The 21,970-nt window shown below is 37.0% G+C and carries 30 protein-coding genes; 18 read left to right on the top strand and 12 right to left on the bottom strand.

From position 1 onward, the window contains the following. Position 1: 1 nt before the first annotated feature. The 3 genes from ACM6F9_RS06080 to ACM6F9_RS06070 all read left to right on the top strand — a co-directional run bounded on the left by ACM6F9_RS06080 (position 2) and on the right by ACM6F9_RS06070 (position 3,091). The gene (locus ACM6F9_RS06080) at positions 2 to 922 is read left to right on the top strand and encodes an ABC transporter ATP-binding protein (RefSeq protein ID WP_414844857.1); all 921 of its coding nucleotides are present in this window, start codon (positions 2 to 4) and stop codon (positions 920 to 922) included. Next, on the top strand, positions 919 to 2,484 hold the full coding sequence (locus tag ACM6F9_RS06075; protein ID WP_414844856.1) for an ABC transporter permease/substrate-binding protein: 1,566 nt from the start codon (positions 919 to 921) through the stop codon (positions 2,482 to 2,484). The genes ACM6F9_RS06080 and ACM6F9_RS06075 overlap by 4 nt, the downstream gene beginning before the upstream one ends. A gap of 61 nt (positions 2,485 to 2,545) precedes the next feature. Next, complete coding sequence (locus tag ACM6F9_RS06070) at positions 2,546 to 3,091, top strand: hypothetical protein (protein ID WP_414844855.1); 546 nt, start codon at positions 2,546 to 2,548, stop codon at positions 3,089 to 3,091. Between the two features lie 65 nt (positions 3,092 to 3,156). Here ACM6F9_RS06070 and ACM6F9_RS06065 read toward each other — a convergent pair whose 3' ends face one another. From ACM6F9_RS06065 to ACM6F9_RS06050, 4 genes are all read right to left on the bottom strand, one after another. Continuing rightward, positions 3,157 to 3,579: a GNAT family N-acetyltransferase gene (locus ACM6F9_RS06065; RefSeq protein WP_414844854.1), complete on the bottom strand. Its 423-nt coding sequence runs from the start codon at positions 3,577 to 3,579 to the stop codon at positions 3,157 to 3,159. A 59-nt stretch (positions 3,580 to 3,638) separates the two neighbouring features. Further along, a complete protein-coding gene (locus tag ACM6F9_RS06060) occupies positions 3,639 to 4,217 on the bottom strand; it encodes a Crp/Fnr family transcriptional regulator (RefSeq protein WP_414844853.1) in 579 nt (192 codons plus the stop codon). An 88-nt stretch (positions 4,218 to 4,305) separates the two neighbouring features. Further along, the gene (locus tag ACM6F9_RS06055) at positions 4,306 to 5,793 is read right to left on the bottom strand and encodes a serine hydrolase (protein ID WP_414844852.1); all 1,488 of its coding nucleotides are present in this window, start codon (positions 5,791 to 5,793) and stop codon (positions 4,306 to 4,308) included. Positions 5,794 to 5,880: 87 nt separating this feature from the next. Beyond that, positions 5,881 to 6,456 (bottom strand): helix-turn-helix domain-containing protein, encoded by a 576-nt coding sequence (locus ACM6F9_RS06050; protein WP_414844851.1) that lies wholly within the window; start codon positions 6,454 to 6,456, stop codon positions 5,881 to 5,883. Between the two features lie 187 nt (positions 6,457 to 6,643). Here ACM6F9_RS06050 and ACM6F9_RS06045 point away from each other — a divergent pair, with 187 nt between their 5' ends. Then, the gene (locus ACM6F9_RS06045) at positions 6,644 to 7,522 is read left to right on the top strand and encodes a CPBP family intramembrane glutamic endopeptidase (protein ID WP_414844850.1); all 879 of its coding nucleotides are present in this window, start codon (positions 6,644 to 6,646) and stop codon (positions 7,520 to 7,522) included. 70 nt (positions 7,523 to 7,592) lie between these two features. Here the strand turns inward: ACM6F9_RS06045 and ACM6F9_RS06040 are convergent, their stop codons facing one another. Then, positions 7,593 to 9,044, bottom strand: a complete 1,452-nt coding sequence (locus ACM6F9_RS06040; RefSeq protein WP_414844849.1) for a hypothetical protein — start codon at positions 9,042 to 9,044, stop codon at positions 7,593 to 7,595. Between the two features lie 413 nt (positions 9,045 to 9,457). On the opposite strand from ACM6F9_RS06040, the gene ACM6F9_RS06035 reads away from it, so the two are divergent. The 11 genes from ACM6F9_RS06035 (at position 9,458) to ACM6F9_RS05985 (ending at position 14,008) form a co-directional block, all read left to right on the top strand. Further along, complete coding sequence (locus tag ACM6F9_RS06035) at positions 9,458 to 9,673, top strand: RebB family R body protein (RefSeq protein WP_047433885.1); 216 nt, start codon at positions 9,458 to 9,460, stop codon at positions 9,671 to 9,673. Positions 9,674 to 9,690: 17 nt separating this feature from the next. After that, positions 9,691 to 10,206, top strand: a complete 516-nt coding sequence (locus ACM6F9_RS06030) for a hypothetical protein (protein ID WP_414844848.1) — start codon at positions 9,691 to 9,693, stop codon at positions 10,204 to 10,206. A 38-nt stretch (positions 10,207 to 10,244) separates the two neighbouring features. Continuing rightward, positions 10,245 to 10,433 (top strand): hypothetical protein, encoded by a 189-nt coding sequence (locus ACM6F9_RS06025; RefSeq protein WP_414844847.1) that lies wholly within the window; start codon positions 10,245 to 10,247, stop codon positions 10,431 to 10,433. Beyond that, positions 10,430 to 11,260, top strand: a complete 831-nt coding sequence (locus ACM6F9_RS06020; RefSeq protein WP_414844846.1) for a hypothetical protein — start codon at positions 10,430 to 10,432, stop codon at positions 11,258 to 11,260. The genes ACM6F9_RS06025 and ACM6F9_RS06020 overlap by 4 nt, the downstream gene beginning before the upstream one ends. A 30-nt stretch (positions 11,261 to 11,290) precedes the next feature. Next, positions 11,291 to 11,674: a hypothetical protein gene (locus ACM6F9_RS06015; protein ID WP_414844845.1), complete on the top strand. Its 384-nt coding sequence runs from the start codon at positions 11,291 to 11,293 to the stop codon at positions 11,672 to 11,674. Positions 11,675 to 11,696: 22 nt separating this feature from the next. Beyond that, complete coding sequence (locus tag ACM6F9_RS06010) at positions 11,697 to 11,924, top strand: hypothetical protein (RefSeq protein ID WP_414844844.1); 228 nt, start codon at positions 11,697 to 11,699, stop codon at positions 11,922 to 11,924. A gap of 459 nt (positions 11,925 to 12,383) precedes the next feature. After that, positions 12,384 to 12,641, top strand: coding sequence for a RebB family R body protein (locus tag ACM6F9_RS06005; RefSeq protein WP_047378383.1), 258 nt, complete (start codon positions 12,384 to 12,386; stop codon positions 12,639 to 12,641). Positions 12,642 to 12,721: 80 nt separating this feature from the next. Then, positions 12,722 to 12,979 (top strand): RebB family R body protein, encoded by a 258-nt coding sequence (locus tag ACM6F9_RS06000; protein ID WP_164976728.1) that lies wholly within the window; start codon positions 12,722 to 12,724, stop codon positions 12,977 to 12,979. Positions 12,980 to 13,060: 81 nt separating this feature from the next. Next, complete coding sequence (locus ACM6F9_RS05995; RefSeq protein ID WP_047378385.1) at positions 13,061 to 13,318, top strand: RebB family R body protein; 258 nt, start codon at positions 13,061 to 13,063, stop codon at positions 13,316 to 13,318. Positions 13,319 to 13,403: 85 nt separating this feature from the next. Then, positions 13,404 to 13,661: a RebB family R body protein gene (locus ACM6F9_RS05990; RefSeq protein ID WP_105703711.1), complete on the top strand. Its 258-nt coding sequence runs from the start codon at positions 13,404 to 13,406 to the stop codon at positions 13,659 to 13,661. A gap of 83 nt (positions 13,662 to 13,744) precedes the next feature. Continuing rightward, complete coding sequence (locus ACM6F9_RS05985) at positions 13,745 to 14,008, top strand: RebB family R body protein (RefSeq protein WP_047378387.1); 264 nt, start codon at positions 13,745 to 13,747, stop codon at positions 14,006 to 14,008. A 67-nt stretch (positions 14,009 to 14,075) separates the two neighbouring features. Here ACM6F9_RS05985 and ACM6F9_RS05980 read toward each other — a convergent pair whose 3' ends face one another. From ACM6F9_RS05980 to ACM6F9_RS05965, 4 genes are read right to left on the bottom strand one after another with little or no spacing between them, the layout of a single operon-like run. Continuing rightward, entirely contained in the window at positions 14,076 to 14,756 is a 681-nt protein-coding gene (locus ACM6F9_RS05980) for a response regulator (protein ID WP_414844843.1), read from the bottom strand. Positions 14,757 to 14,765: 9 nt separating this feature from the next. Next, the gene (locus ACM6F9_RS05975) at positions 14,766 to 15,515 is read right to left on the bottom strand and encodes a sensor histidine kinase (RefSeq protein WP_414844842.1); all 750 of its coding nucleotides are present in this window, start codon (positions 15,513 to 15,515) and stop codon (positions 14,766 to 14,768) included. Continuing rightward, a complete protein-coding gene (locus ACM6F9_RS05970; protein ID WP_414844841.1) occupies positions 15,485 to 16,057 on the bottom strand; it encodes a hypothetical protein in 573 nt (190 codons plus the stop codon). The genes ACM6F9_RS05975 and ACM6F9_RS05970 overlap by 31 nt, the downstream gene beginning before the upstream one ends. Before the next feature lie 58 nt (positions 16,058 to 16,115). Continuing rightward, a complete protein-coding gene (locus ACM6F9_RS05965) occupies positions 16,116 to 16,829 on the bottom strand; it encodes a hypothetical protein (RefSeq protein ID WP_414844840.1) in 714 nt (237 codons plus the stop codon). 206 nt (positions 16,830 to 17,035) lie between these two features. Between ACM6F9_RS05965 and ACM6F9_RS05960 the strand changes: the two genes are divergently transcribed. The 3 genes from ACM6F9_RS05960 to ACM6F9_RS05950 all read left to right on the top strand — a co-directional run bounded on the left by ACM6F9_RS05960 (position 17,036) and on the right by ACM6F9_RS05950 (position 19,523). Continuing rightward, the gene (locus ACM6F9_RS05960; RefSeq protein WP_414844839.1) at positions 17,036 to 17,671 is read left to right on the top strand and encodes a LysE family translocator; all 636 of its coding nucleotides are present in this window, start codon (positions 17,036 to 17,038) and stop codon (positions 17,669 to 17,671) included. Positions 17,672 to 17,846: 175 nt separating this feature from the next. Continuing rightward, positions 17,847 to 18,710, top strand: a complete 864-nt coding sequence (locus ACM6F9_RS05955; protein ID WP_414844838.1) for a helix-turn-helix domain-containing protein — start codon at positions 17,847 to 17,849, stop codon at positions 18,708 to 18,710. A gap of 90 nt (positions 18,711 to 18,800) precedes the next feature. Further along, positions 18,801 to 19,523 carry a siderophore-interacting protein gene (locus ACM6F9_RS05950; RefSeq protein ID WP_414844837.1) on the top strand — a complete coding sequence of 241 codons (723 nt, stop codon included), beginning with the start codon at positions 18,801 to 18,803 and terminating at the stop codon, positions 19,521 to 19,523. A gap of 108 nt (positions 19,524 to 19,631) precedes the next feature. Here ACM6F9_RS05950 and ACM6F9_RS05945 read toward each other — a convergent pair whose 3' ends face one another. From ACM6F9_RS05945 to ACM6F9_RS05935, 3 genes are read right to left on the bottom strand one after another with little or no spacing between them, the layout of a single operon-like run. Beyond that, positions 19,632 to 20,210, bottom strand: a complete 579-nt coding sequence (locus ACM6F9_RS05945; protein WP_414844836.1) for an NAD(P)H-dependent oxidoreductase — start codon at positions 20,208 to 20,210, stop codon at positions 19,632 to 19,634. Continuing rightward, positions 20,207 to 21,229, bottom strand: coding sequence for a saccharopine dehydrogenase (locus ACM6F9_RS05940; RefSeq protein ID WP_414844835.1), 1,023 nt, complete (start codon positions 21,227 to 21,229; stop codon positions 20,207 to 20,209). Before ACM6F9_RS05940 ends, ACM6F9_RS05945 begins: the two co-directional genes overlap by 4 nt. 53 nt (positions 21,230 to 21,282) lie before the next feature. Continuing rightward, positions 21,283 to 21,849: a Crp/Fnr family transcriptional regulator gene (locus ACM6F9_RS05935; RefSeq protein WP_414845105.1), complete on the bottom strand. Its 567-nt coding sequence runs from the start codon at positions 21,847 to 21,849 to the stop codon at positions 21,283 to 21,285. Positions 21,850 to 21,970: the final 121 nt, after the last annotated feature.

Genomic DNA, 21,970 nt, shown 5'->3' with positions numbered 1-21,970 from the left:
GATGATTACAGTAGAATCAATCTCAAAGAGTTTTAACGGAAAAAAAGCAGTAGATCAAATTTCTTTTCAGGCATTTGATCAGGAGATCCTTGTTCTTTTAGGAACCAGCGGATGCGGGAAAACAACCACGCTTAAGATGATCAACCGTCTCATAGAGCCAGACTCCGGAAATATCTTCATAGATGACAAAAACATCCGTGATCAGAAACCCGAGGAACTGAGGATGGGAATTGGCTTCGTCATGCAGCATTCCGGATTATTTCCCCATTATACAATTCAGCAGAATATTGCGGTAGTTCCTGAACTATTGAAATGGGACAAAAAGAAAACAGAAAGAAAAACGCATGAGCTTTTGGCTAAACTTCACCTTTCTGAAGAGGTTCTTTCCCGATTTCCTCATGAGTTAAGCGGCGGACAGCAACAGCGTGTGGGTATTGCAAGGGCACTGATTGCAGATAATCCCGTTTTGCTGATGGATGAACCTTTTGGAGCGCTTGATACGATTACCAAGGCTGATATTCATTCGGAATTTAAATCGCTGGAAGATCTTAAGAGTAAAACAATCATATTGGTTACCCATGATGTACAGGAAGCTTTTGAGCTGGGCCACCGGATTTGTCTGATGGATCAGGGAAAAATTATACAGACTGGTACTCCCAGGGAAATACTTTACCATCCGGCAACCAATTTTGTCCGTGACTTTTTTGCTGAAAATCGGCTTTTACTGGAATATAAAATAACGGATTTACATCATATCAGTCCGTTTCTCACTCCGGGAAACACCTATTCAGTATCAGACAGTACAGCTCATATAAGTGTCTGGAATATTTTACAACAATTGAGTTCTGATCATCAAAACGCTGAAGTTTATGAGGAAGTGGTGAGAGCATTTAATCATTACAGAAAATCACAGATGGTATGACACAGCAACAAAGTCTTTGGCAATTTATTGTTGAACAGCACGAAAAGCTGACCACCCAGATCATTCAGCATCTTGGGCTTACCTTTTTGTCCCTGCTTCTGGCTATCATTGTTGGAGTACCTTTAGGAATACTAATTTCCAGAAAGAAGAAGCTTTCCAGTCCAGTGCTGGGCATCGCCGGTATTTTACAGACCATTCCGAGTATTGCATTGCTGGGATTTATGATTCCTGTTTTCGGCATTGGTCCGAAACCAGCCATTGCGGCTTTATTGATCTATGCTCTTCTTCCCATTATCCGGAATACCTATACCGGAATTACAGGTGTAGATCCGGCAGTGATTGAGGCAGCCAAGGCCATGGGAATGAACCGAAGCCAGCTTCTTTTTAAGGTGAAACTTCCTTTGGCCATGCCGGTGATCATTGCCGGTATCAGAACTGCTGCTGTTATTAATGTAGGAGTGGCTACTCTGGCCTCTTTTGTGGCAGCGGGAGGTTTGGGAGAGTTTATCTTCGGAGGAATCTCGCTTAACAATACAAATATGATTCTGGCTGGAGCTATTCCTGCAGCATTTTTGGCTGTTTTTCTTGATCAGGTTATTGCTATGATTCAGAAATCAGGGTATCAGTTCTTTCAAAAATTAAAATATATTCTTCCCGTTATCCTTATTATTTTGGGAATTGGATATCTTCTGACTTTTGTGTCACATCAGAAGATTAAAGCGGGTTTTACACCGGAATTTATGGGAAGACAGGATGGTGATATCGGGCTTCGTTCGGTATATGGACTCAACGTAAATCCTCTTGTCGTAAGTGATGCGATTATGTATAAGGCTGCTTATGAGAAGGAGCTGGATCTGATCAGCGGATATTCTACAGATGGCAGAATCAAAGCGTATGATCTGTATGTACTGGAGGATGATAAAAAAATATTTCCTCCATATTACGCGGCTCCCATTATCAAAACCAAAACGCTGAAAAAATTTCCGGAACTGGAGAGAACCTTAAATCTATTGGCCGGAAAGTTCACAGATTCCATCATGACAGACCTGAATTACAGATCTGATCATCTTCATCAAACTCCTGAAAAGATTGCAAAGGATTTTCTCATTAAAAATAACCTGTATAAAAATCCCGGAAAAGGAAATTCCGGAACAGTCAGAATTGGCTCAAAAATCTTTGGTGAACAGTATATTCTCGCAGAAATGTATACCATGCTTATTGAAGGATATACAGATTATAAAGTGGAAACGAAAACGGGTTTAGGAGGAACAAAAATATGTTTTGATGCTTTAATGAATGATGCCATAGACTTTTATCCTGAATATACGGGAACCGGGCTTCTGGTTCTTTTAAAGCCAACTGAAGAGACCATCAGAAATGTTTCCAAAAGTCCTGCTACAACCTATCAGTATGTGAATGCAGAGTTTGAAAAACACTATGGAATTCAATGGCTGAAACCGCTAGGATTTAATAATGCTTATGCCCTGATGATGCGGAAAAAGCAGGCTGAAGAGCTTCATATTAAAAGTATTTCTGATCTTACCCATTATTTTCACAAATAGTCTTTTGAAAACAATCAGTTTTTTCAAAAACAGTATCTTCGTACCTTAAAAATTTGACAAAATGAAGAAAATGCTATTTCTGGCCTCGGCTCTGCTTGTTCTCAATTCATGTGTAGTAAGAACGGCTACTAAAGTTGTATCAGGAGCAGTAAGCTTAAGCTATAAAGCAGTAAAAGGAACGGTAAACGGAATTAGCTGGGCAGTAAGCAAAGCGAAAGGAAAAATAGATGAAGACCGTGTGGATGGCACCTGGAAAGTAGTAGGTGTTTATCGTGGTTCTTTTGAAGATTTTTCTAAAGATCAGAATCCGGACGGCTCTTTTACTTCAGAATGTACAGAAGGTTTTGATCAGATTGTTTTCAAGGCTAAAAAGTCTAAATTCAAGCCGGTACACTGCAGTACACAGGATGAAGATTGGGTGAAATATTCTATGGAATTTGGGAAAAATCCTTCAACAAAAGAAAAGGAGAATTATATTGAGTACAATTCCAACAATTATATTTCTGTGATTGATGTCACTAATAAAACAATGGTTCTTGAAGGAAACCTGATGCCTAAGCTGGCGTTTTCGGGGGCTAAATTATATCTTCTTGAAAAAGTAAAATAAATTCAGATTTATATAAAAATAATCCCTGCTCTTTTGAAAGCAGGGATTTGTTGTTTATTTAGCGGCTACAATTGCATGTGCAGGACAGGATATTCTTTACCCTCTCCATCCAATTCGGATCTCTTCAGTATATTGAACCCCATATGTCTGTAAAAACCAACAGCCTGGCTATTTTGCTCATTTACATCCACTTTGGTTACCTGTAAATGAGATATTGCATATTCAATTAATTTTTTTCCTATTCCAGTACTCCGATAGCTGTTGTCTACAAACAACATTTCCAGGTTTCCTTCCGCAACGCCTGCAAACCCAACTAAAACACCTTCTTGCTCAAACCCTGAAAGGGTGACATGCTGGAAGTAAAAAGGAAGCTGTTTTTTATAGTATGCAAAGTCTTCTTCTTTAAGAAAATCATGGGTATTCATCACTGCACTCTCCCAGATCTCAATCAAACGTGGATAATCTGTTACCGTAATTTCTCTGATCATAATTGTAAATTTAGAATCACAAAGGTCAGAACTTATTCATCTAAAACACTGAACCCAGGTTAAAAAATGCGTTTACGTATTCTGCTCAGAGCTTGTGGTGTTATCCCCAGATAAGAGGCTATGTCTTTTAGGGGTATATAATTTAAAGTGACACCATATTCATCAATCATCTGGAGATAATACTGCTCGGGGGAATACTTAATCAGGTCAATATTTCTATTCAGTATTTTATTAAGTAATATAGCTGTTAAGTCATCAAAAACTGTCTTTAATCTTGGAATAGCAGAATATAATTCGGCGGCCTTCTTCTTGTCTATCCTGTAGATAATGCTGTCTACAATGGTCTGCACATTAAAAGCAGATTTTTCCTGTAATGTAAATGATATATTTGATAATGAAAAAGTCCCTTTCTTACAAAACCAAAACGTTTGTTCATCTCCTTTGTGATTAATTATCCAGCAACGCAATAAGCCTTCAAAAACGAAATAACTGTACTTTTCTGTTTCCCCTTCTTTAATAAGGAATGTATTTTTCCGGACTGAGATCTGTTCAAAATACTGATCAAATACCTCAGATTCTTCCAAACTAAAGGTATTGGGGTCAACATCAAACTCTTCAAGTAATTTTTCTAAAAGCATACAATAGAAATTATTTATACATCCAGTATTTCTAATCTTTCAAAGATACACAATGATCATTGTGATAATATCTTTTTTACTGATATAATCATTTAGTTTCTATCTTAATAATTTTTCGTCCCTGCTCTCCTAAGTAATAAAGCACAAGTTTTTCATACACCTTATAACCATCATCCACATTGGTAAAAATTACAATTCCTTTTCCCGAATCGGGCAATACAATGGCGATACATCTTGTTCCCTGATCTGCTCCGCCATGAGATAATGCATATTCACCATTTCCAAGATCATATACCTCAAAACCTAATCCGAAATATTTATTTTCTTTAACCTTTACCTGCTTTTTGATCATTTCCTGAAAAATTTCAGGCTTCAGATTTTTTCCTTTCATAATGCTGACCATAAAATTTCCGTAATCTTCTACTGTTGTATGCAGATCATCGGCAGCATTAGCTATTTTGATCTTTTCTATGGGATAATCCTCTCCTTTTTCATTATATCCTGTTACAAATTTTGCCTCATCAGTGGCTTGGTCCCAAATGTAGTTTGTATTATTCATTTTGAGAGGCTTAAAAATGAGTTCTTGTGCAAGCTGATCCAACGACTTCCCAAACTTCTTTTCGAGCGCTTTTCGAAGATATTCAAAGCCTTCTCCGGAATATTGATATTTTGTACCGGGATCAAACTGAAAGTTCAGTTTTTTATCCGTATTCATCCATCTCCAGTTGGGAAAACCGCTCTGGTGACTAAGGATAATCCTCGTCGTCAGTTTTTGATGTCTTGAATCACCAATAATGTCAGGATCTATCCAGTAAGCATCTAAAGGTTCATCCAATTTCCATTTTCCTAAACTTATCAGACGTAAGGCTACCATTGCTGTAACAGGTTTGGTGAGAGATGCTACATTAAATAAGGCATTCTGAGGAGCTGAAATTCCTTTTTTGTTATCACCAAAAACTTTTACCTGCTTCAGCTTTCCTCCTTCAATAATTCCTAATCCAAGGGTGGGAATGTTATTTTCTTTCAGCCAGCTTTCCATCGACTGATCGTTATCGAACATGGTTTCACTATCAGTAGTCTGCTTTGGGTGATGATCAAAACTCAATGAATTCTTAAGCTTCCATTCCGTATTTTCCAACATCCAAAGGTGAGTGAATTTTGCTTCCCCCACTAATTTCTCAGCCTGATTCCCTACTTTTTCATAAAACAGATGATCTCCATTCTGAATGGCAGCATAAATTTTCCCATCTTTATACATGGGATAAATTTCAGTACTTTTTTTAACCAGAACTCTTTTGAGCTGATAGGTTTCCGGAGACTTGCACAATCCGTTTTTAAAATCAATAATGAATTTTTCTTTATTCTCAAATCCACCTTTATCATGATAAAATTCAAAACTGTCGCTTAACATACTTTCCATCTGATTGACGTTGCAGGTATTGTAACCTTTGGAAAAAAACAGACTGTCTCTGGACATAATTGTTTTATAAAGAGTATCTGTTTTTTCTGTCTGTGCATGTAGCATATTCATGAGCAGCATGAAAAAAGGAAGGATACGTTGTAAGATCTTTGTCATTGTTATTTTTTTGACAAAGATTATCTTTTCAATTGTTTTTTGATTAAAAATGAACCCGACAAAAACCCGACAAAGTTCTGACAGGTTTTATATCATACTGAATTTCAGATAGAAATACAATTTCTTATTCCGATCTATTTCAGCAGCATTACGGATAATAATAAACACATTAGAGAGAACAATAAGGATCATAAGGATCAGCGTAAACGGTCTCCCGAGCTTTAAAAAGATCCCCATTATGAAGATAATAGGTGCCATTACTGTCCAGATCATCTGAACTGAAATAATCTGTTTTACCAAAGCGTTTCTCTGCTTCATTATAAACATCAGCAACAATGGAACGAGAATATTCAATGGAGGTAGAAGGATAAAAATGAGTGATGAAAGGTTAATGATCTTAATGTAAGCATAATTAACCGGAATTGGAATTGGTTCTTCTACTTTTGTTTCAACTTCATCCGGTTCATTAATGATTGGTAGCGGGGTTTGCAGTAATTCAAATTCTTCGATTTCCAATGTCTGCGCCAGTGTTCTTAGAGTATGCCCCTTAGGTTCTGTTCCGGACTCTATCCGTTGAATAGTTCTCACAGAGATTTTTGATTTCTCTGATAGTTCTTCCTGAGTCAGATTTTTTTGTTCTCTTATGGTTTTTAGCTTGGACATCGTTTAGGGTATTCGAAAAAATTGTTTTGGCTAATTTACAGTTTTCCATTATTAAAAAACAGAAGCAGTTTTCTTTAGATATAATGATGCTAAAAAATTGGTATTGTTATAAAAATTAAATGTATTTTTATTTAAAAATAACTTCCTACTTTTCAATCACTTACAAAACCCAACGCCAGATCAGTTTATGGAAAATACACTATCAAAATCAGAAATAAGAAAGAATATTGCTACTTATCTGATTCTTACTCTTCTTTTCTGTCTCCCGGTTTACTATATGTGTATCCGTACCGGAAAACTCGGTGGCGGAATCATCTCTTATGCCACTATTGTCATGTGGTGTCCTGCTATTGCCGCACTTCTTACCTGCCGGATCCGGAAAATTCCTATTTCTTCTCTCGGCTGGAAATGGGGATTGACTAAATACCAAATCATGGCTTATTGTATTCCTCTTCTTTACAGCTTTATTCCATATCTTATCATCTGGATCAGTGGAGCGGGAGGTTTTTATAATCATGAATTTGTAGCAGAAGTTGGCAAAGGAATGGGCTGGAATCTTCCTGATGGTATGACCATCATCCTGTATATTATTCTGATGAGCAGCTTTGGAATGGTGCGTTCGGTAGGATCTGCGTTGGGTGAGGAAATAGGCTGGCGCGGTCTTCTTACTCCACAATTGGCTAAGATGAATTCTTATACTGCTACTTCTCTTTGGATGGGGCTTATATGGTCTATTTATCATTATCCGCTCCTGCTTTTTTCCAATTATAATACAGGAGGGCCAAAATGGCTGGCTCTTCTATGTTTTACGATAATGATATTTGCTTCCTGTTTTATCTTCACCTGGTTAAGACTAAAATCCGGAAGTTTATGGACAGGTGTTATTTTACATGCCAGCCACAATCTCTTTATACAGTCTATTTTTACGCCGCTTACCGTAGATACGGGAAATACTAATTATTATATTGATGAGTTTGGTATTGCTCTGCCTATTGCGACTGCAATTGTTGCCTATTTCTTCTGGAGAAAGAGAAAAGAACTGCCGGAAGACGAAAGTAAGATTTAAAAGTTTTTTATATTTTAATGAAACAAAAACAGCATTCTGATATGATTCAGAATGCTGTTCTTTTGAATTTCTAACCTATTTCCGAGCTCTCCAATAGTCTTTTATAGCTTTTATTTCGTTGCTCGATAATACGTTGATATCCTGTTTCTCTGTCTACCCAGTCTGAGGGTTGTAAATAACTGAGAATAATCTTCATATCAAGTTCGCTGAAACCTTCTGAAAACCTTTCTTTGTCTTTTTTAAGTATCGGGGTTGGTGGAATTTGATCTTTACGAAAGGGAGCCATTTCGGGACCTGCAAATCTTTTCTTTCTGGCCTCGCCTTCATCGTCTATTTCCTTTATCTTTTCTTCAAGGTTTTTGATAGTTTGGCTTTGCGGATTTTCCCCTCTTTCTTTTAATCTTTTAATATCATCTTCAAATGGTTGTTTCCTTTCCCTGATCTCTGTGTTTATTTTCTGAATTTGATATTGAATAAATTTACCGGATCTTGTAGGCGGTTCTGATAATACAAGCCTTTCATAGCCCGTTGCTTTACCATTCCCCTCTGTAAGACCATCTCCTCTATCAAACCAGCTTGTCATTCTCTCTCCACTTTCACTTCCTTCTTCTTCCATATACCGAACCTGGTATCCCAGCATGGCCATCACTTCCAGATTACCGCTTCTGAAGCCAAGATGTTTTACATTCTTAAAGTGTGTCTCAAAATATTCATACAGCTTAAACTGTCCCATACGGGTGTTTCCTCCCCATGCTTTCAGTTCCGGAGAGTTTCCTTTCCAGAATTCTGTAATATTGAATACCTTTCTGGATTGATAGTGTACATTAATCTCATCGGCTGTTTCATCATATTTCTTTGCTCTTTCTTTCACATATCCTTTATCTCCGGTAATGATGACGGCATCATACATATCCGCCACTCTGTGTACAATCTGTTTGATTCCCCAATAACTGGTATCATGTTCTATATGAATATCTCCGCCTTTTCCGCTGAAACGGGACCATAAAATGAGTAAATTATTTCCACTTGTCGGTATTCCCTGTGTTTCCAGCCATATTTTGATTGCATCATCCTGGCTTCCGTTGATTTCCCATGCAACTTTTAATTGATCTCTCATTTCCTTAGAAAAATTTTTGGCGATGTACTGAGTTCCTTCTCCTACGGGTTTATAATAATTGTCGAGTATTACTTTTCTCGATATGCCATAGGGTTTTAAAAGGTTGAAAACTCTTTTTTTCAATTGACTAGCCAGCCCTTGAGCTCTCACTTCATTCACATTATAAGTAAGTATTCTTTGTTCTTCTATCCCTGAGTTCTTGTAGAATTCTATAATTGATTTACTGTTGTCATACGGATCTTTCACATTTTCATGCTCATCCATCGTTGTAGATATTAATACATGGTATTGTTGATTGTTGATCAATGTTGCAGCAATAGCAAACATATCTCCTGTGGCATATCCCGGCTGCACTATTATAAAAGGAATTACCGGTTCCGGATTTGTGTTGTTCTGATTATTCATATTATGATTTTAAATGTTAGAATAGGTTATCAGACAAATTTCAAGGTAAAGTGGTGGCCGGTATAGAGGGGATTTACCCATTTTCAGAAACTAGGGGTTTACCCGTATTCACAGATAAGATATTGGTGTATTCATGTATTTAATTATATAAAATCATAGATCTGTTTTCTGCTTCTATAATTTTTAAAATTCAATTCATTCTATTCAAAATTTCACTCATGAGAGAATTCCCTTATTTTTTAAAATTCAGTTTTTTCCCTTAATAAAGATTTATTCTGATTGATGAAATTTGTATCAGACAAAAGAGATCAACAATCTCACATTGAAGACTTAATCAAAAAATAATATAAAGGTTGAGTTGAAAGAAAAGTCTTTGAAAATAAAAAACAATAGTAACCCATTAAAACCAGAATATGGCAGATACAGTAAACACCCAGACTACAGATGCAGTAACGCAAACCAACGTTACCGTACTTGGTGAGTCTCCAGCACAGGCTATGAGTATGCTTTACCAGATGGCCACGCATGCCAGTGGAATTTCCATCCAGAATTCTGTGACAAACCAGCAGAACTTGAACCAGCTCAACCCTGCAATTGTTGCAGATGCCATTAAAATTTTAAAAGGATAACCTAAAATCTTACCATCATGAGTGAACACAACAGTGAAAGCCAACAATCCCAGGCAGCCAATGCTACCACTCCGGCGGAGAAAGCTGTAGTATTTGTGAACAGTGAGGTACTGGCTCCCCCTAAGGCTTCCCCAATGACCGGAGTAACGAAAGTAATGATAGAACAGTCTACAGGAATGATGGTTCAGGATTTACAGTCTTTTTTAAAAGGATTCGAGCAGGTAGGTCTTATTGCATTAAGCAGGCTGGCCAATAATCTACTGACCTACGGAACTACTTTCGGCCCGGCACCGGGAAGTAAGGAAACTTCTGTTCAGATGTCTGAAAACCTTCAGAACCAGGATGCAGGAAAAGGCAATGAAATGATGAAAGACCTATTCAAAATGGTAAGTGAATATGCTGAAGTAAAAGCTAAAATTTCCAATACTATTTATAATGTCAACACGCTTCCTGTCTCAGAAGCTCTTCCATCTCCCCCATCCTATACGGAAGTTTCCCCTGAGACTGAAGATTTTGAAAAAAAAAACGAGTAGATCCGGTTCCGGAAGAAGTCTCATCAGAAAACGAAGGCATGAGAAAAAGCTTTATCACGGCTGATCATGGGGGAAAATTAGTATTAAAATCAGTAAAACTGACACAGCCACTCGTAAAACCAGAGATTCAGGAGGCAGTAATTCCTTCAGAAGAGTCTGAAGTACACCCAAAGAAAAAAACAATAATCGCCCAACTCATTGAAAAAATTAAAATAAATAAGAGATGAATTATTCCTCAGTAACCAAACCCGCCAAAATTTTAAATCTGGAAAGTTTAAATGATTTAAATGAACGACTTTATCTGATCAAAAACAGCGAAATCAATTATCTGGACACCAAAAGTGCAGAACCTAAAAAGACAGAACACAATTCAGAGCGTTTTGTATTTAATCTTCAAACCTCTGATATTAATATTCAGCCTTCCATAAGACTGGTCAACTGTCTCAACAGAGGAGGCAAAAGATACAATCATTTTCAGTCTTTTGTAGTGGAACCTAAAGATAAATCGACAGGAATTGCCGTAATCATGGTCAAGCTGGATGATCCAAAGGTATTTTACTGTAATGTAAGAATCCTGCCTCTTACCACCCTAAACGAAATTGCCGTTCCGGATTATGATTCAAAGCTTCTTACAATCAATCTTGAAAAATCAAAGTGGACGCTGAAAACCGATATTACCATCACTCCGTCAGACACCGGTGAAGCGCAGTATTCTGTACATGATGTGGATGTAAGTGCTATTTCAGAACTGGTGACCCAGGATGAAGTGGTTGCATTAAAAAGGGAACTGGAGTTTCAGGCCTCCAAGCTGATTGCCCATTATTTTCAGGAAATTCTGAGTATTGTGGTGAATGAAACTCCACCATCCGGTACCAAGTCTCTTATCATTCCGGATGATTATATCCTGACTCTTCCTCCGAACCAGCTAAAGGAAATGTTGTCTGCTAGTGCTATTTCCGCATGTATTGCTTTGGAAATTACGGGATACAACGTGGTTAAAGATCTCAACCGCGACTGGAAATCTGCGTCTGCATTTATCAATTATCTGCTGTAATCAGTTGTATAATACTCTAAAATAAGATGTATGCGCAGAAGAATCCGCAAAAAAGCTCCTGTCCCCAAAACTCCGGTACCTATAACGGAACCAGAAATGGTAGAAAAAGAAATCATGCCTTTTGTTTTAAGACATGAAGATGAAATTGTGAATTATATCAAAGACAAAGCCATTAAAGAGACTATGAAGTCGCTTGCTCCTCTCCTGGAAAAACTGGAAGAAGCCGTAAAACAGCAGGAATCTGCACAGATTCAGGTTGCTGCACCAGCTCCCCCTGAAACTCCTGTGATGAACTATGAAGAACAGCTGAAAAAGCTTCAGGAAGCCTCATCAGCAAAGGTAAAAGAGAAAGAGCTCAAAATAATGGACCGAATGAATAAGCTGAATGCCAGATTCGGTAATATCCGACCTTAAAAACCATCAAAACTAAATTAATATGAACGAAATTGATGCAATGATTACAGGAATGTCTACGGCTGTACCTCAGGCTATTTCCACACAGGTAAGTGCTCATTCTACCGGACAGATGCAGATTAATTCCGCATTAAATCAACAGCGAAACGCGATGACCGGGATCAGCAATTATGTCATGGGCTTAAAAAAGATGAGTCCGAAAAATATTAAAATCAGAGAACTGGATACCTTAAGAAAAGGACGTTTCTGATTCAGTTTCCAAAAAAACTACGGATGCGGTTTATTTCCCTGCAAAGATGAAAGCTGGTGCCCTCAACATAATACAATCAGGTCAACATTTATTTTGCGCCGCCTTTCAGATGCTGTCAATGTACAAAAGCAATTATTCAGAATCCATATTTAGCCCAAAGGAATTCTACATTGCCGGCATACCTGCAGGAATTTATTTTTAAGACAGATATTAAAAATAAAACCGCATCCTTTTACCAGAAAATATGCTTTAAACTCGCGCAGATTTTACAGATAGGGTCTCAACCATTGTATTCAGAGCCACCCTTCAAGTCTAATTTATTCATAACCTGTCAATACCAATGCTTTTGAAATCTTTTCATCTGGAGGATCTGTGGTGAGTTTAAAAAATACAACATAAAACTAGTTTACCTTAAATAATTATTAACCGAGATCAGATCTCAAAAAAACAATTACAATTATGCCAGTTAATGAACAAATCACAGACGCAGTAACGCAATCTAACGTGAAAGTAGTAGGAGAATCTCCTGCAATGGCTCTTGCCAACGTGTATCAGTCTGCTGCACATTCTACAGGAATTATGTTTGAAAATGCAGTGAATGCACAAAATCAACAAAACATTTTAGGTCAGGCAGCGACTACTCAGGGAATTCTGCAGATCTACAGCCTGGATACGGTAGCAGATGCGGTTTCTATCGCTAAGATTCTTAAGCCGTAATTTTTTAAACTTTTTTGAGAAAAAGTCATTCTCAGCCGGATAATCCGGTCGTTTTTTAACCTTAATAAACAATAATCATTATGCCAGTTAACGAACAAATCACAGATGCAGTAACACAATCGAACGTAAAGGTAGTAGCAGAATCTCCTGCAATGGCGATAGCTAACGTTTACCAATCTGCTGCTCATTCTACGGGAATCATGTTTGAAAATGCGATGAACAACCAGAATCAGCACAATATTGTGACACAAGCAGCTACTACGCAGGGTATCACTCAAATTTACAGTAAAGATACCATAGCAGATGCCATCTCAATTGCTAAAATTCTTAAACCTTAATCCATTTTGCACACCGCAGAATACAACTATTTTTAAAGCCGGAAGATCCGGTTATTTTAACCCCAATAAACAATAATCATTATGCCAGTAAACGAAAAAATCACAGACGCAGTAACACAATCTAACGTAAAAGTAGTAGCAGAATCTCCTGCAATGGCTTTAGCTAACGTGTATCAATCTGCTGCACATTCTACAGGAATCATGTTTGAAAATGCAGTGAATACACAAAACCAACAAAACATTGTCTCTCAGGCAGCTACTACACAGGGTATCACTCAGATCTACAGTCTGGATACCATTGCTGATGCTGTTTCTATGGCGAAAATCCTTAATCCGTAATTCATTTTTGCGAACAGCTTAAATTCCTTATCCGAACAACCGGATCTTCCGGTTGTTTTTTAACCCCAAATAAACAATAATCATTATGCCAGTAAACGAACAAATCACAGACGCAGTAACACAGTCGAACGTAAAGGTAGTAGCAGAATCTCCTGCAATGGCTATAGCCAACGTATATCAGACAGCAGCCCATTCTACAGGAATCATGTTTGAAAATGCAGTGAGCGCTCAAAACCAACAGAACGTTGTCACTCAGGCAGCTACCACGCAGGGGATCGCACAGATCTACAGCCTTGATACAATAGCAGATGCTGTTTCTATGGCTAAAATCCTTAATCCATAATCCATTTGCGGACCTCTTTAAAACTATTATCCAAACAGCCGGAAAATCCGGTTAACCTTTAACCAAAATAAACAATAATCATTATGCCAGTAAACGAACAAATCACAGACGCAGTAACACAGTCAAACGTAAAAGTAGTAGCAGAATCTCCTGCAATGGCTTTAAGTAACGTATATCAATCTGCTGCACACTCTACAGGAATCATGTTTGAAAATGCAGTGAATGCACAAAACCAACAAAACATTTTAGGTCAGGCAGCAACTACTCAGGGTATTCTGCAGATCTATAGCCTGGACACTGTAGCAGATGCAGTTTCTATTGCTAAAGTATTGAATCCTAAATTATAGTGTATTTTTAGATTTCTTGTTATCAGGGAGTACAATCATGTGCTCCCTGATTCTTTTTGGGTAGAAATTATTTATCAAATAATACAATTTCATCGGGGTCTATTACCTTGTTTTGTACGGCGTAAATAACAAGTCCTGCCATGTTTTTCACCCCTGTTTTAATCATCAGATTGGTTTTATGCGTTTCTACCGTTTTGGGCGAAATAAAAAGAGAATCTGCAATTTCCTTAGTATTCAACTGCTGGCAGACCAGTCTTAAAACATCTATTTCTCTTTCGGTGAGCTCATTTCTGGAAAAAGCATGAAATTCCGGAAGCTTATTGGAAAGCTGGGTTCTCATGACATCAATCTGATCATTTGAAAAATAATGTCCTGTATGATGAACAGTTTTGATAACAGCCAACAGTTCTTCCAGTTCAATTTCTTTGGGTAAAAAAGCGTGAGCACCCATCTTCAGCATTTGTCCCATGAATGAGCGGCGGTAGAAACTGGAAAGAACAATGATTTTTGTTTCGGTTTCGCTTTTTGACAATTCCGCCATTACTTCAAGCCCGTCACCATTGGTCATCCTCAGATCCAGAATCAAAATATCTAAGGTTATTGAATCCTTCTCTGTAAGAAATTGATTCCCGCCCGTAGAGGTCAAAACAACCTGATAGACTCCATTATTTTCAATATAGTTTTTCAAAAGCTGTACAAAGAGCAGATCGTCATCTACAATTCCGATTTTAATTTTTGAGTATTCCATGTTTATTTTTTACTGTATTGCCATACAGGCAATAAATTTGGTGCCTTTTTCGGGCTGTGTTTTAAATTTATAAATTACTTTAATTTTTTGTGCTCTTGACTGAATATTCCTCAGACCAATTCCCCCTGATTGGTTTTCTGCAATAAATCCCCGGCCGTTATCTTCTATGATCAACATCAGATAGTTGAGGGATATTCTTAAAGATATTTCTACTCTGTTTGCCTCAGCATGTTTCAATATATTGGTCATCAGTTCCTGTACGATTCTGAAAAGATTGAGTTTTACAGGACTGCTGATTTGGCTTTGTACGGTGATATGCCGAAAAATTATTTCTACATTTTTATTAACCTGTTCGAGATAATCTGCCAGTAAATCCACCAGTTCAATTTCATCAAGATCCGGTGGTGTAAGATTGTGAGATAACTCCCGGATCAGCTGCATTGATCTTTTTAAATCACGATTAAGCTCTTCGGGATTTTTATCATTAAGATTCAAACGGATAAGATTCAACTGTGATATAATATTATCATGAAGTTCTTCTGCCAGCCGCTCCCTGTCCTGCTCCTGTAAAAGCAGCATATTCTCCCAATGTTCATTTCTTGTGTTCCGAACTATTCTGGAGACTTTCTGCTTGTTTTTCTTTATACTTTTTAAATAATTAATAATCAATAATGTAATTAATAATGTTGTTAAAGAAAACAGCCCGATACCAATCCATATCCATATAACTATCTGATCCTGATTTTCCCAACGCCACATCCCAGATTAATAAAAGAAATATAAAAAGACAATAGCAGGATACCTCTGAAAAGCCAGATAGGGGCTACCCAGTTCAGGTGGTTGCTGATTAAAAAATTATAGGTAGTGGATATGAGACATTCTATAGAAAAAAACAGAAAAACAATGATGTTCACTACAAACATACTCCTATCTGTTCTGCCTTCCCTAATGATTTTCATAAAATAAGAGGCCGCATAACTACAAATAATAATACTGGTGATAATATTAGAATAAAAAGTTACCTGCATATCATCCTGCACATACATTATATTGGTAATCAGCGTTAATACTGCATAACAATAAATCATTCCTTTCACCTCACGGGAAAGCTGGATATAATAATTGCTATAGATCACCGTAAGAATCATCAAGCCAAAAAACTGGCTCAATGTATAATTATAGGTATTGAGTGTATTTAATTTCATCAGCCGGCCTGCTAAATCCGACAGTTCCAGCATGAATTCTCCTGAAAGAAGTACCATCACAGGGAATTTCGCTTTTACCCCTTCTTTGATCAGCATAATCAACCCGCCACACAAGACAAGATTAATTATTATTTGTAAACACAGGGATAAACTGTTATACGAAAACACTGGTGCTTTGTTTCAAAAGTTGATAATCATTCAGAGTATCAATAATGGTAAAAGGGGGTCTTGGTGTAGAATAATTTTCTGCGATCTCACTCATATGATTAATGGCAAGGCTTTTCACGGTAATAATTTCTATATGATAAGGAAAATCCGGATCTTTTTTTTCCAAATCATCAGTAAGTCCAAAAAAACTGGTACACGTCTGTGATCCTGTAATTCCCATTTTCTCATAATCTGAAAACGGTATGGAAATCAACTGAAAAACATCTTCTGTCTTTTGAGCCTGCAGCCAGGAAGTTCCAAACATATTCCATCTGAAGTTTCGATTAATAGCAGATTCAGCAGTGATGGGAGGAACGTCTATTACAACATCATTACTGCTTTCTATTTTGGATTCACTGAAATCTTTTAAAAAATCTTTGGTAAGAATTGTATTGAAATTAGCATCTTTATCACTTTTAGAATCAATCAGGAAAAATTTCAGCTGATCTTCATGAATACCTACATAAGCATGAATCATTTTTGGTTCTGCTGTTTCCAGATTTTTTTCCCATTGCTCAATTTCTTCACCTGAAACGCTGAAGTGAGTCCCCTGATTCAAATAATTCAAAATTTCTGCTCCATTCATATCAATTCCGTTTTTGTAAGAATCAATAAGATTTTTCCATTTTCTGATGGCTTCAAAGATGTTTTCAGTAGTCATGATAATATTTATTTGTGAATGATAATTATTTATGTGTTGAAATTTACAAAAAAAACAGACTGATATTTTTTTTAAATCACATTCAGGTGGAAAATAAAATATAAAATGAAGTAAAAAAAATTATCTTTCTTCTGCTTTTCATAGCATCAGATCATGAACAGTGTGTATCTTTGTATGGAAAATTCTCCCATTAAATAAGTACTCTTATGATTCCATTTCACGAACTTATTTTTTTCATTCTGGCCGCACTCATTTTGGTCATTAGCCCCGGTCCTAATATGATTTATCTGATTTCAAAATCTATAACCCAGGGAAAAAAGTCCGGGTTTATATCATTGGCTGGAGTAGTATGTGGATTTTTATTCCATATCATCATGGTTTCTTTTGGTCTGACAGCTGTTTTGCTGGCTGTACCTTTAGCTTACGCTGTTCTTAAAGCACTGGGCACCATCTATCTTTTATACCTTGCTTATCAGGCTATAAAACCTAAGAGCAGGAATATTTTTGATGTTGATAAGAATGCTGCTCATGATAGTCCCAAAAAGCTTTTCACCATTGGTTTTTTAACGAATGTATTAAATCCCAAAGTGGCCGTCTTTTATTTGTCATTCTTTCCTCAGTTCATCAAACCTGAGTATGGTTCTGTCTTTACACAAAGCCTGGAATTGGGAGTTATTCAGGTTCTGATCAGCTTCAGCATCAACTTTATCATTGTATTAACAGCTTCAAGAGTTGCGCTATTCTTTTCCAATAATCCAGTTTGGATAAAGGTTCAAAAATGGTTTATGGCCAGCGTATTAACTTACTTAGCAATAAAAATGGCATTTTCAAAAGCAAAATAAAATCCGGAACAGGTTTCTTTCTGTTCCGAATTCCGGTGTATATTCATATAAAATCTGACTTGTGGAAAGCATCATGGTTATGCTCCGCGAATTTGAGATTAATATTCCGGATGTAAAACCGTGAAAATACGTAATTTTACCATTGCGTATTATCCTCATCACAACAGGTTAAAAGATGAAACAGACCATTCCCACTTATAATTTAAACGGTATTACCCATCATCAGTTTCATGTAAAGAAGATGGACAAAAGTACTCAGGAAGCTGAGGATATTCTGCTGGATAAAGGAATACACAGGGACAGTCATTATATTTTCACCTGCATGGAAAGCGGCCATGTAAAAATGATGGTTGACTTTAAAACAATTGAAGCAAAAGATTCCACTATTTTCTGTGTACTGCCGGGGCAGGTACATCAGGGGCTTTTAATGAAAGAAGTTTGCGGATGGTTTGTAGCAGTAAAAGCAGAACTTGTTCCTGATTCGGTACGTTCTTTTTTCGATGAGTCTCTGGGTGAAATACAACCGTTGTCTATGGATAAAAGTCTTGTTAAAAAGATCAATACAACAGCCAGTTTACTTCATGCTGCCTATACCAACGAAATGCTTTCCACTAAAGAAGGTTTTTTGGTCGTTCAGTCACTTCTCAATGCTTTTCTTGGAATGTTTGCTCTGATATATTCTCAGAAGAATATTTCTCCAGCTTTGAGCGAAAGCCGTGCTTTACAACTGTCAAGAGCATTCAGAATTTTGGTTCGAAAAGATTTTAAAACATTGAAAAGTCCATCTGAATACGCAGAGGCTTTAAATATCACGAGAGGATATTTAACGGAAACCGTTCGTGAAGTTACAGGAAAACCTGCACAGCATTGGATTCATCAGGAAATCTTAATTGAAGCCAAAAGATTACTGGTCTTCACCAATCTGAGTGTAAAAGAGGTAGCTTATGAACTGGGATACAGTGATCATACCTATTTCAGCCGTTTATTTTCCAAACTGGAAGACCAATCTCCTTCTGAATTCAGGAATCAACACCAATAGACACTCAACCACGAATAGTCCAATTAATTCCCCGAAACCGCTATCGTTATTTTCTGATTTTGCAACGTCCTTTGCAATAAAAAATAATTTATGCCAAGCCTACCAAAATGGATCAATGACACCGTAGAAAATGTTTGGTCCTCAAAATTTAAAGAATGCACCGTTAGCCATATAGAAAAAATCACGGATGACCTTTGCCTCATACGCTTTGAAACCGATTTACAGGATGTTCCCTATGAACCTGCCTACGCTATAGGAATCAGGATCAACGACAGAGATTTCAGAAATTATTCTCCTTTCAATTTTAACAGGGAAACAGGGACTTTTGATGTTTTATTTCATCTGCATGACTCATCTGCTGCTGGCAGCCATTTTGTAACTCATCTGACTAAGGGAGATTCTATAAAACTTTTAATGCCCAGAGGAAAACAGTTCTTTGCTTCTGAAGCCAAAATTCATTTTTCTGTGGGAGATGAAACTTCTTTGGGAAGCTCACTTTCTATCAAAGAAGCGGTAGAGGAATCTGGCTCTTCGTTCATCTGTCTTCATGAATTAGAAGAATGCTCTGCTCTTGAAAAGCTTAATTTATATGGCTATCACAGTCCTAAAAACAATACCATGAGAATGATTGAAGCATTGAATGACTTTCTGAGAGAGGAAAAAGAGACGATCTATGATGATGAAGTTGTTTTTTACCTCACCGGAAACGGAGAAAGGATGTCATTAATCCGAAAATTTCTTAAAGCAAGAGGAGTTTCTCCCAAATGTATAAAATCACAAGCCTATTGGATTGAGGGTAAAAAAGGACTGTAAAAAGAGAACCAAAGTATTTTTACTTTATTAATGAAACTTTATCCGTTAATAAAAGTTTTTATTAACGGATAAAGCTATCATGGTTCTGTAACCTAAAATTTATCTAAATTATTTCTGTTTCTTTCCCAATTCTTTCACTTTTCTCAACCATTGAGCCCGCTGTTCATCTTTAGAATTCCTGATAATTCCAATATAAGTTACCTTCACAGGTTTTACACCACAGTACTCCAGAATGGATTTTCTAAGCTGATTAACACTAGGCCTACCAAAAAACAACCTGTAATACCAACCCGGCTGATCTAATGTTGTAATCATATGGGCTGTTTTACCTTTTAAAAGTTTGTCCCACCAGACAGAATTTTCACGGTATTTATAAGCCATTCCCGGTAAAAAAAGCCTATCTATAAATCCTTTCATCAGCGCTGGAAATCCACCCCACCAGACTGGATGTATCCAAACCAAATGATCTGCCCACTGAATAATTTCCCAGGCTTTCATCAAATCCGGCTCAAGTTCCATTCTTTTCTGGTACCCAAACTGTAAATTAGGATTAAAGTTCAAGTCTCTTATGATTATTTCCCGTACCTCAGCTCCTGTTTCTGCTGCTCCCAACCTGTACGCTTCTGCAACACCAAAGTTGAATGAGTTTTTATTGGGATGTCCGTTGATAATGGCTATTTTTTTCATGCTGTGACATTGATATTGATAGACTCATAAGAATTAAGCTGCGCCATTAAGGATAAAGGCTCATGCAGCTGATGACTAAAATAGACCTGATTTTCATGAGGGTTCCTCAACAGTTCTTCAGTATGCAAAACTGCAGATAAAGCAGTGAGTTCTGCCTGTCCTTTCAAACTTTGAAGACTCAATTTCTTTTGTCCGGATTGATCATCGACTACAATTTCAAAGACCGCCTGATCACCGTTTCCACTTGATCCGAAAATCATTTTTCTTTCTTTTAAAGACAAAATATTGTAGATTCTGAGGTATTGAAATGATCCCAGCAGCCAGGTAATAAATTTTGAATTATAAGTCATCTTCACATGCACATCAGAAATTCTTTCTACTTTATTGAGAATATACAAATCCGGGACATCAAAATTATAAGCACTTCTTTTCCCGATTCCATAAGAAAAATCAAAGGCTTCCGTATCTAAGAAATGTCTTATAGAAACCGGTTTATCATTCTTATAATGTACGAAAGGAACCGCTACATTTTCTGCCATAAAATGAGCAGAGCTCTCCCCTGCCAGATCTTTCACAGAATAGTAAACAAAGAGTTTTACTTCATTAATATCCCCAGAATCCGAAAGCGTATTGACCAATCCGGGAACAATCCCTCCCATCCAGCCTGAACTGAATACAATTCTGCTGTTCACTTCTGATTTCGCAGCAATATTGTAAGCTTTTACCAAAGCAGGAGTAGGTTTGGTAATATCCAGATAATCTATATGATGATCAATCGCAAAGCGAAGGACATGATCGTCTTTATCATTCACAGAAAGAATGATGAGATGTATTTTTTTTTCAGAAATTACTTTAAAAGAGGAAGGATCTGTAACATTAATCTTTAGGTCTTTATCCGTTTTCCCTCCTTTTCTTCCACCAATAAAAACATTCAGATGAGGATTTCTTGACTTCAGAATACGAGAAATTGTTTTTCCTACCAATCCGTTTCCTCCGATAATTAAAATATTTTGCTCCATAACTTTTTTTGACAAAAGTAGAGCGCTCCTATTTCAATGAGCAGGACAAATGTCTAAAAAGAAACTTCCTTTCTGATACGGCTTAAATGTCTTTGGGTAATTCCAAGATATGAAGATAAATACTGCAGCGGAATTTTCTGAATATAATCCGGATAGTTTTTAAGAAGTGCAGCATATCGTTGAGCAGCCGTATCTCTCTGAAGCTGAAAAAACCTATTTTCCAACTCGAGATACTCCTGCTCGGCAATGATTTTCAAAAACTGAGTCCAGTTCAGGGCGTCCTTTACCAGAAGATCCATTTTTTCTTTTTTCAGAATCAGCAGCTCTACATCGGTAATCGCCTGAATACTTTCTTTGCTCAGGCATCCTGAAATAAATGATGAGTAGGCCGCAATCATCGTATTCGGAAATTTAAAACAATAAGTCATATCCTTTCCGTCATCGGAAGTATAGAAAGACCTGAAAATTCCGGAGCTGATAAAGGCTACTTCTCTGCAACGCTCACCTTCCTGTACGAAATAATCGTTTTTATTCAGCTTCCGGATCTCGAAAAGCTGTAAAAACTCTTCAATTTCCTGGTCTGAAAACAGATTAAAGCTTTGAAAATAATCGCGTATCATCATTCTTAAAATTAAGTACATTGTAATGAACCACGAAAATAGAGAAAAAGATGAAGGCAATATGCTTTATAAACGCAAAATTTTAATTTTTACAGAATTTCATTTCAATTAAAAACAAAAA

Source organism: Chryseobacterium sp. IT-36CA2, from assembly GCF_949767875.1.
Classification (GTDB): Bacteria; Bacteroidota; Bacteroidia; order Flavobacteriales; family Weeksellaceae; genus Chryseobacterium.
The sequence above is the reverse complement of the archived record's forward strand: the minus strand, read 5'-3'. Positions and strand labels throughout refer to the sequence as shown.

What these genes read in the sequence shown, in the direction of transcription:
- ACM6F9_RS06010 (WP_414844844.1), top strand. Translation starts at nt 11,697, where the DNA reads ATGAACGAAATTGATGCAATGATTACAGGAATGTCTACGGCTGTACCT.
- ACM6F9_RS05990 (WP_105703711.1), top strand. Translation starts at nt 13,404, where the DNA reads ATGCCAGTAAACGAACAAATCACAGACGCAGTAACACAGTCGAACGTA.
- ACM6F9_RS06070 (WP_414844855.1), top strand. Translation starts at nt 2,546, where the DNA reads ATGAAGAAAATGCTATTTCTGGCCTCGGCTCTGCTTGTTCTCAATTCA.
- ACM6F9_RS06015 (WP_414844845.1), top strand. Translation starts at nt 11,291, where the DNA reads ATGCGCAGAAGAATCCGCAAAAAAGCTCCTGTCCCCAAAACTCCGGTA.
- ACM6F9_RS05940 (WP_414844835.1), bottom strand. Translation starts at nt 21,229, where the DNA reads ATGGAGCAAAATATTTTAATTATCGGAGGAAACGGATTGGTAGGAAAA.
- ACM6F9_RS06065 (WP_414844854.1), bottom strand. Translation starts at nt 3,579, where the DNA reads ATGATCAGAGAAATTACGGTAACAGATTATCCACGTTTGATTGAGATC.
- ACM6F9_RS05995 (WP_047378385.1), top strand. Translation starts at nt 13,061, where the DNA reads ATGCCAGTAAACGAAAAAATCACAGACGCAGTAACACAATCTAACGTA.
- ACM6F9_RS06025 (WP_414844847.1), top strand. Translation starts at nt 10,245, where the DNA reads ATGAGAAAAAGCTTTATCACGGCTGATCATGGGGGAAAATTAGTATTA.
- ACM6F9_RS05950 (WP_414844837.1), top strand. Translation starts at nt 18,801, where the DNA reads ATGCCAAGCCTACCAAAATGGATCAATGACACCGTAGAAAATGTTTGG.
- ACM6F9_RS05945 (WP_414844836.1), bottom strand. Translation starts at nt 20,210, where the DNA reads ATGAAAAAAATAGCCATTATCAACGGACATCCCAATAAAAACTCATTC.
- ACM6F9_RS06050 (WP_414844851.1), bottom strand. Translation starts at nt 6,456, where the DNA reads ATGTCCAAGCTAAAAACCATAAGAGAACAAAAAAATCTGACTCAGGAA.
- ACM6F9_RS06080 (WP_414844857.1), top strand. Translation starts at nt 2, where the DNA reads ATGATTACAGTAGAATCAATCTCAAAGAGTTTTAACGGAAAAAAAGCA.
- ACM6F9_RS05980 (WP_414844843.1), bottom strand. Translation starts at nt 14,756, where the DNA reads ATGGAATACTCAAAAATTAAAATCGGAATTGTAGATGACGATCTGCTC.
- ACM6F9_RS06020 (WP_414844846.1), top strand. Translation starts at nt 10,430, where the DNA reads ATGAATTATTCCTCAGTAACCAAACCCGCCAAAATTTTAAATCTGGAA.
- ACM6F9_RS06000 (WP_164976728.1), top strand. Translation starts at nt 12,722, where the DNA reads ATGCCAGTTAACGAACAAATCACAGATGCAGTAACACAATCGAACGTA.
- ACM6F9_RS06030 (WP_414844848.1), top strand. Translation starts at nt 9,691, where the DNA reads ATGAGTGAACACAACAGTGAAAGCCAACAATCCCAGGCAGCCAATGCT.
- ACM6F9_RS05985 (WP_047378387.1), top strand. Translation starts at nt 13,745, where the DNA reads ATGCCAGTAAACGAACAAATCACAGACGCAGTAACACAGTCAAACGTA.
- ACM6F9_RS06045 (WP_414844850.1), top strand. Translation starts at nt 6,644, where the DNA reads ATGGAAAATACACTATCAAAATCAGAAATAAGAAAGAATATTGCTACT.
- ACM6F9_RS06040 (WP_414844849.1), bottom strand. Translation starts at nt 9,044, where the DNA reads ATGAATAATCAGAACAACACAAATCCGGAACCGGTAATTCCTTTTATA.
- ACM6F9_RS06075 (WP_414844856.1), top strand. Translation starts at nt 919, where the DNA reads ATGACACAGCAACAAAGTCTTTGGCAATTTATTGTTGAACAGCACGAA.
- ACM6F9_RS06060 (WP_414844853.1), bottom strand. Translation starts at nt 4,217, where the DNA reads ATGCTTTTAGAAAAATTACTTGAAGAGTTTGATGTTGACCCCAATACC.
- ACM6F9_RS05975 (WP_414844842.1), bottom strand. Translation starts at nt 15,515, where the DNA reads ATGTGGCGTTGGGAAAATCAGGATCAGATAGTTATATGGATATGGATT.
- ACM6F9_RS05935 (WP_414845105.1), bottom strand. Translation starts at nt 21,849, where the DNA reads ATGATACGCGATTATTTTCAAAGCTTTAATCTGTTTTCAGACCAGGAA.
- ACM6F9_RS06035 (WP_047433885.1), top strand. Translation starts at nt 9,458, where the DNA reads ATGGCAGATACAGTAAACACCCAGACTACAGATGCAGTAACGCAAACC.
- ACM6F9_RS05965 (WP_414844840.1), bottom strand. Translation starts at nt 16,829, where the DNA reads ATGACTACTGAAAACATCTTTGAAGCCATCAGAAAATGGAAAAATCTT.
- ACM6F9_RS06005 (WP_047378383.1), top strand. Translation starts at nt 12,384, where the DNA reads ATGCCAGTTAATGAACAAATCACAGACGCAGTAACGCAATCTAACGTG.
- ACM6F9_RS06055 (WP_414844852.1), bottom strand. Translation starts at nt 5,793, where the DNA reads ATGACAAAGATCTTACAACGTATCCTTCCTTTTTTCATGCTGCTCATG.
- ACM6F9_RS05960 (WP_414844839.1), top strand. Translation starts at nt 17,036, where the DNA reads ATGATTCCATTTCACGAACTTATTTTTTTCATTCTGGCCGCACTCATT.
- ACM6F9_RS05955 (WP_414844838.1), top strand. Translation starts at nt 17,847, where the DNA reads ATGAAACAGACCATTCCCACTTATAATTTAAACGGTATTACCCATCAT.
- ACM6F9_RS05970 (WP_414844841.1), bottom strand. Translation starts at nt 16,057, where the DNA reads ATGCTGATCAAAGAAGGGGTAAAAGCGAAATTCCCTGTGATGGTACTT.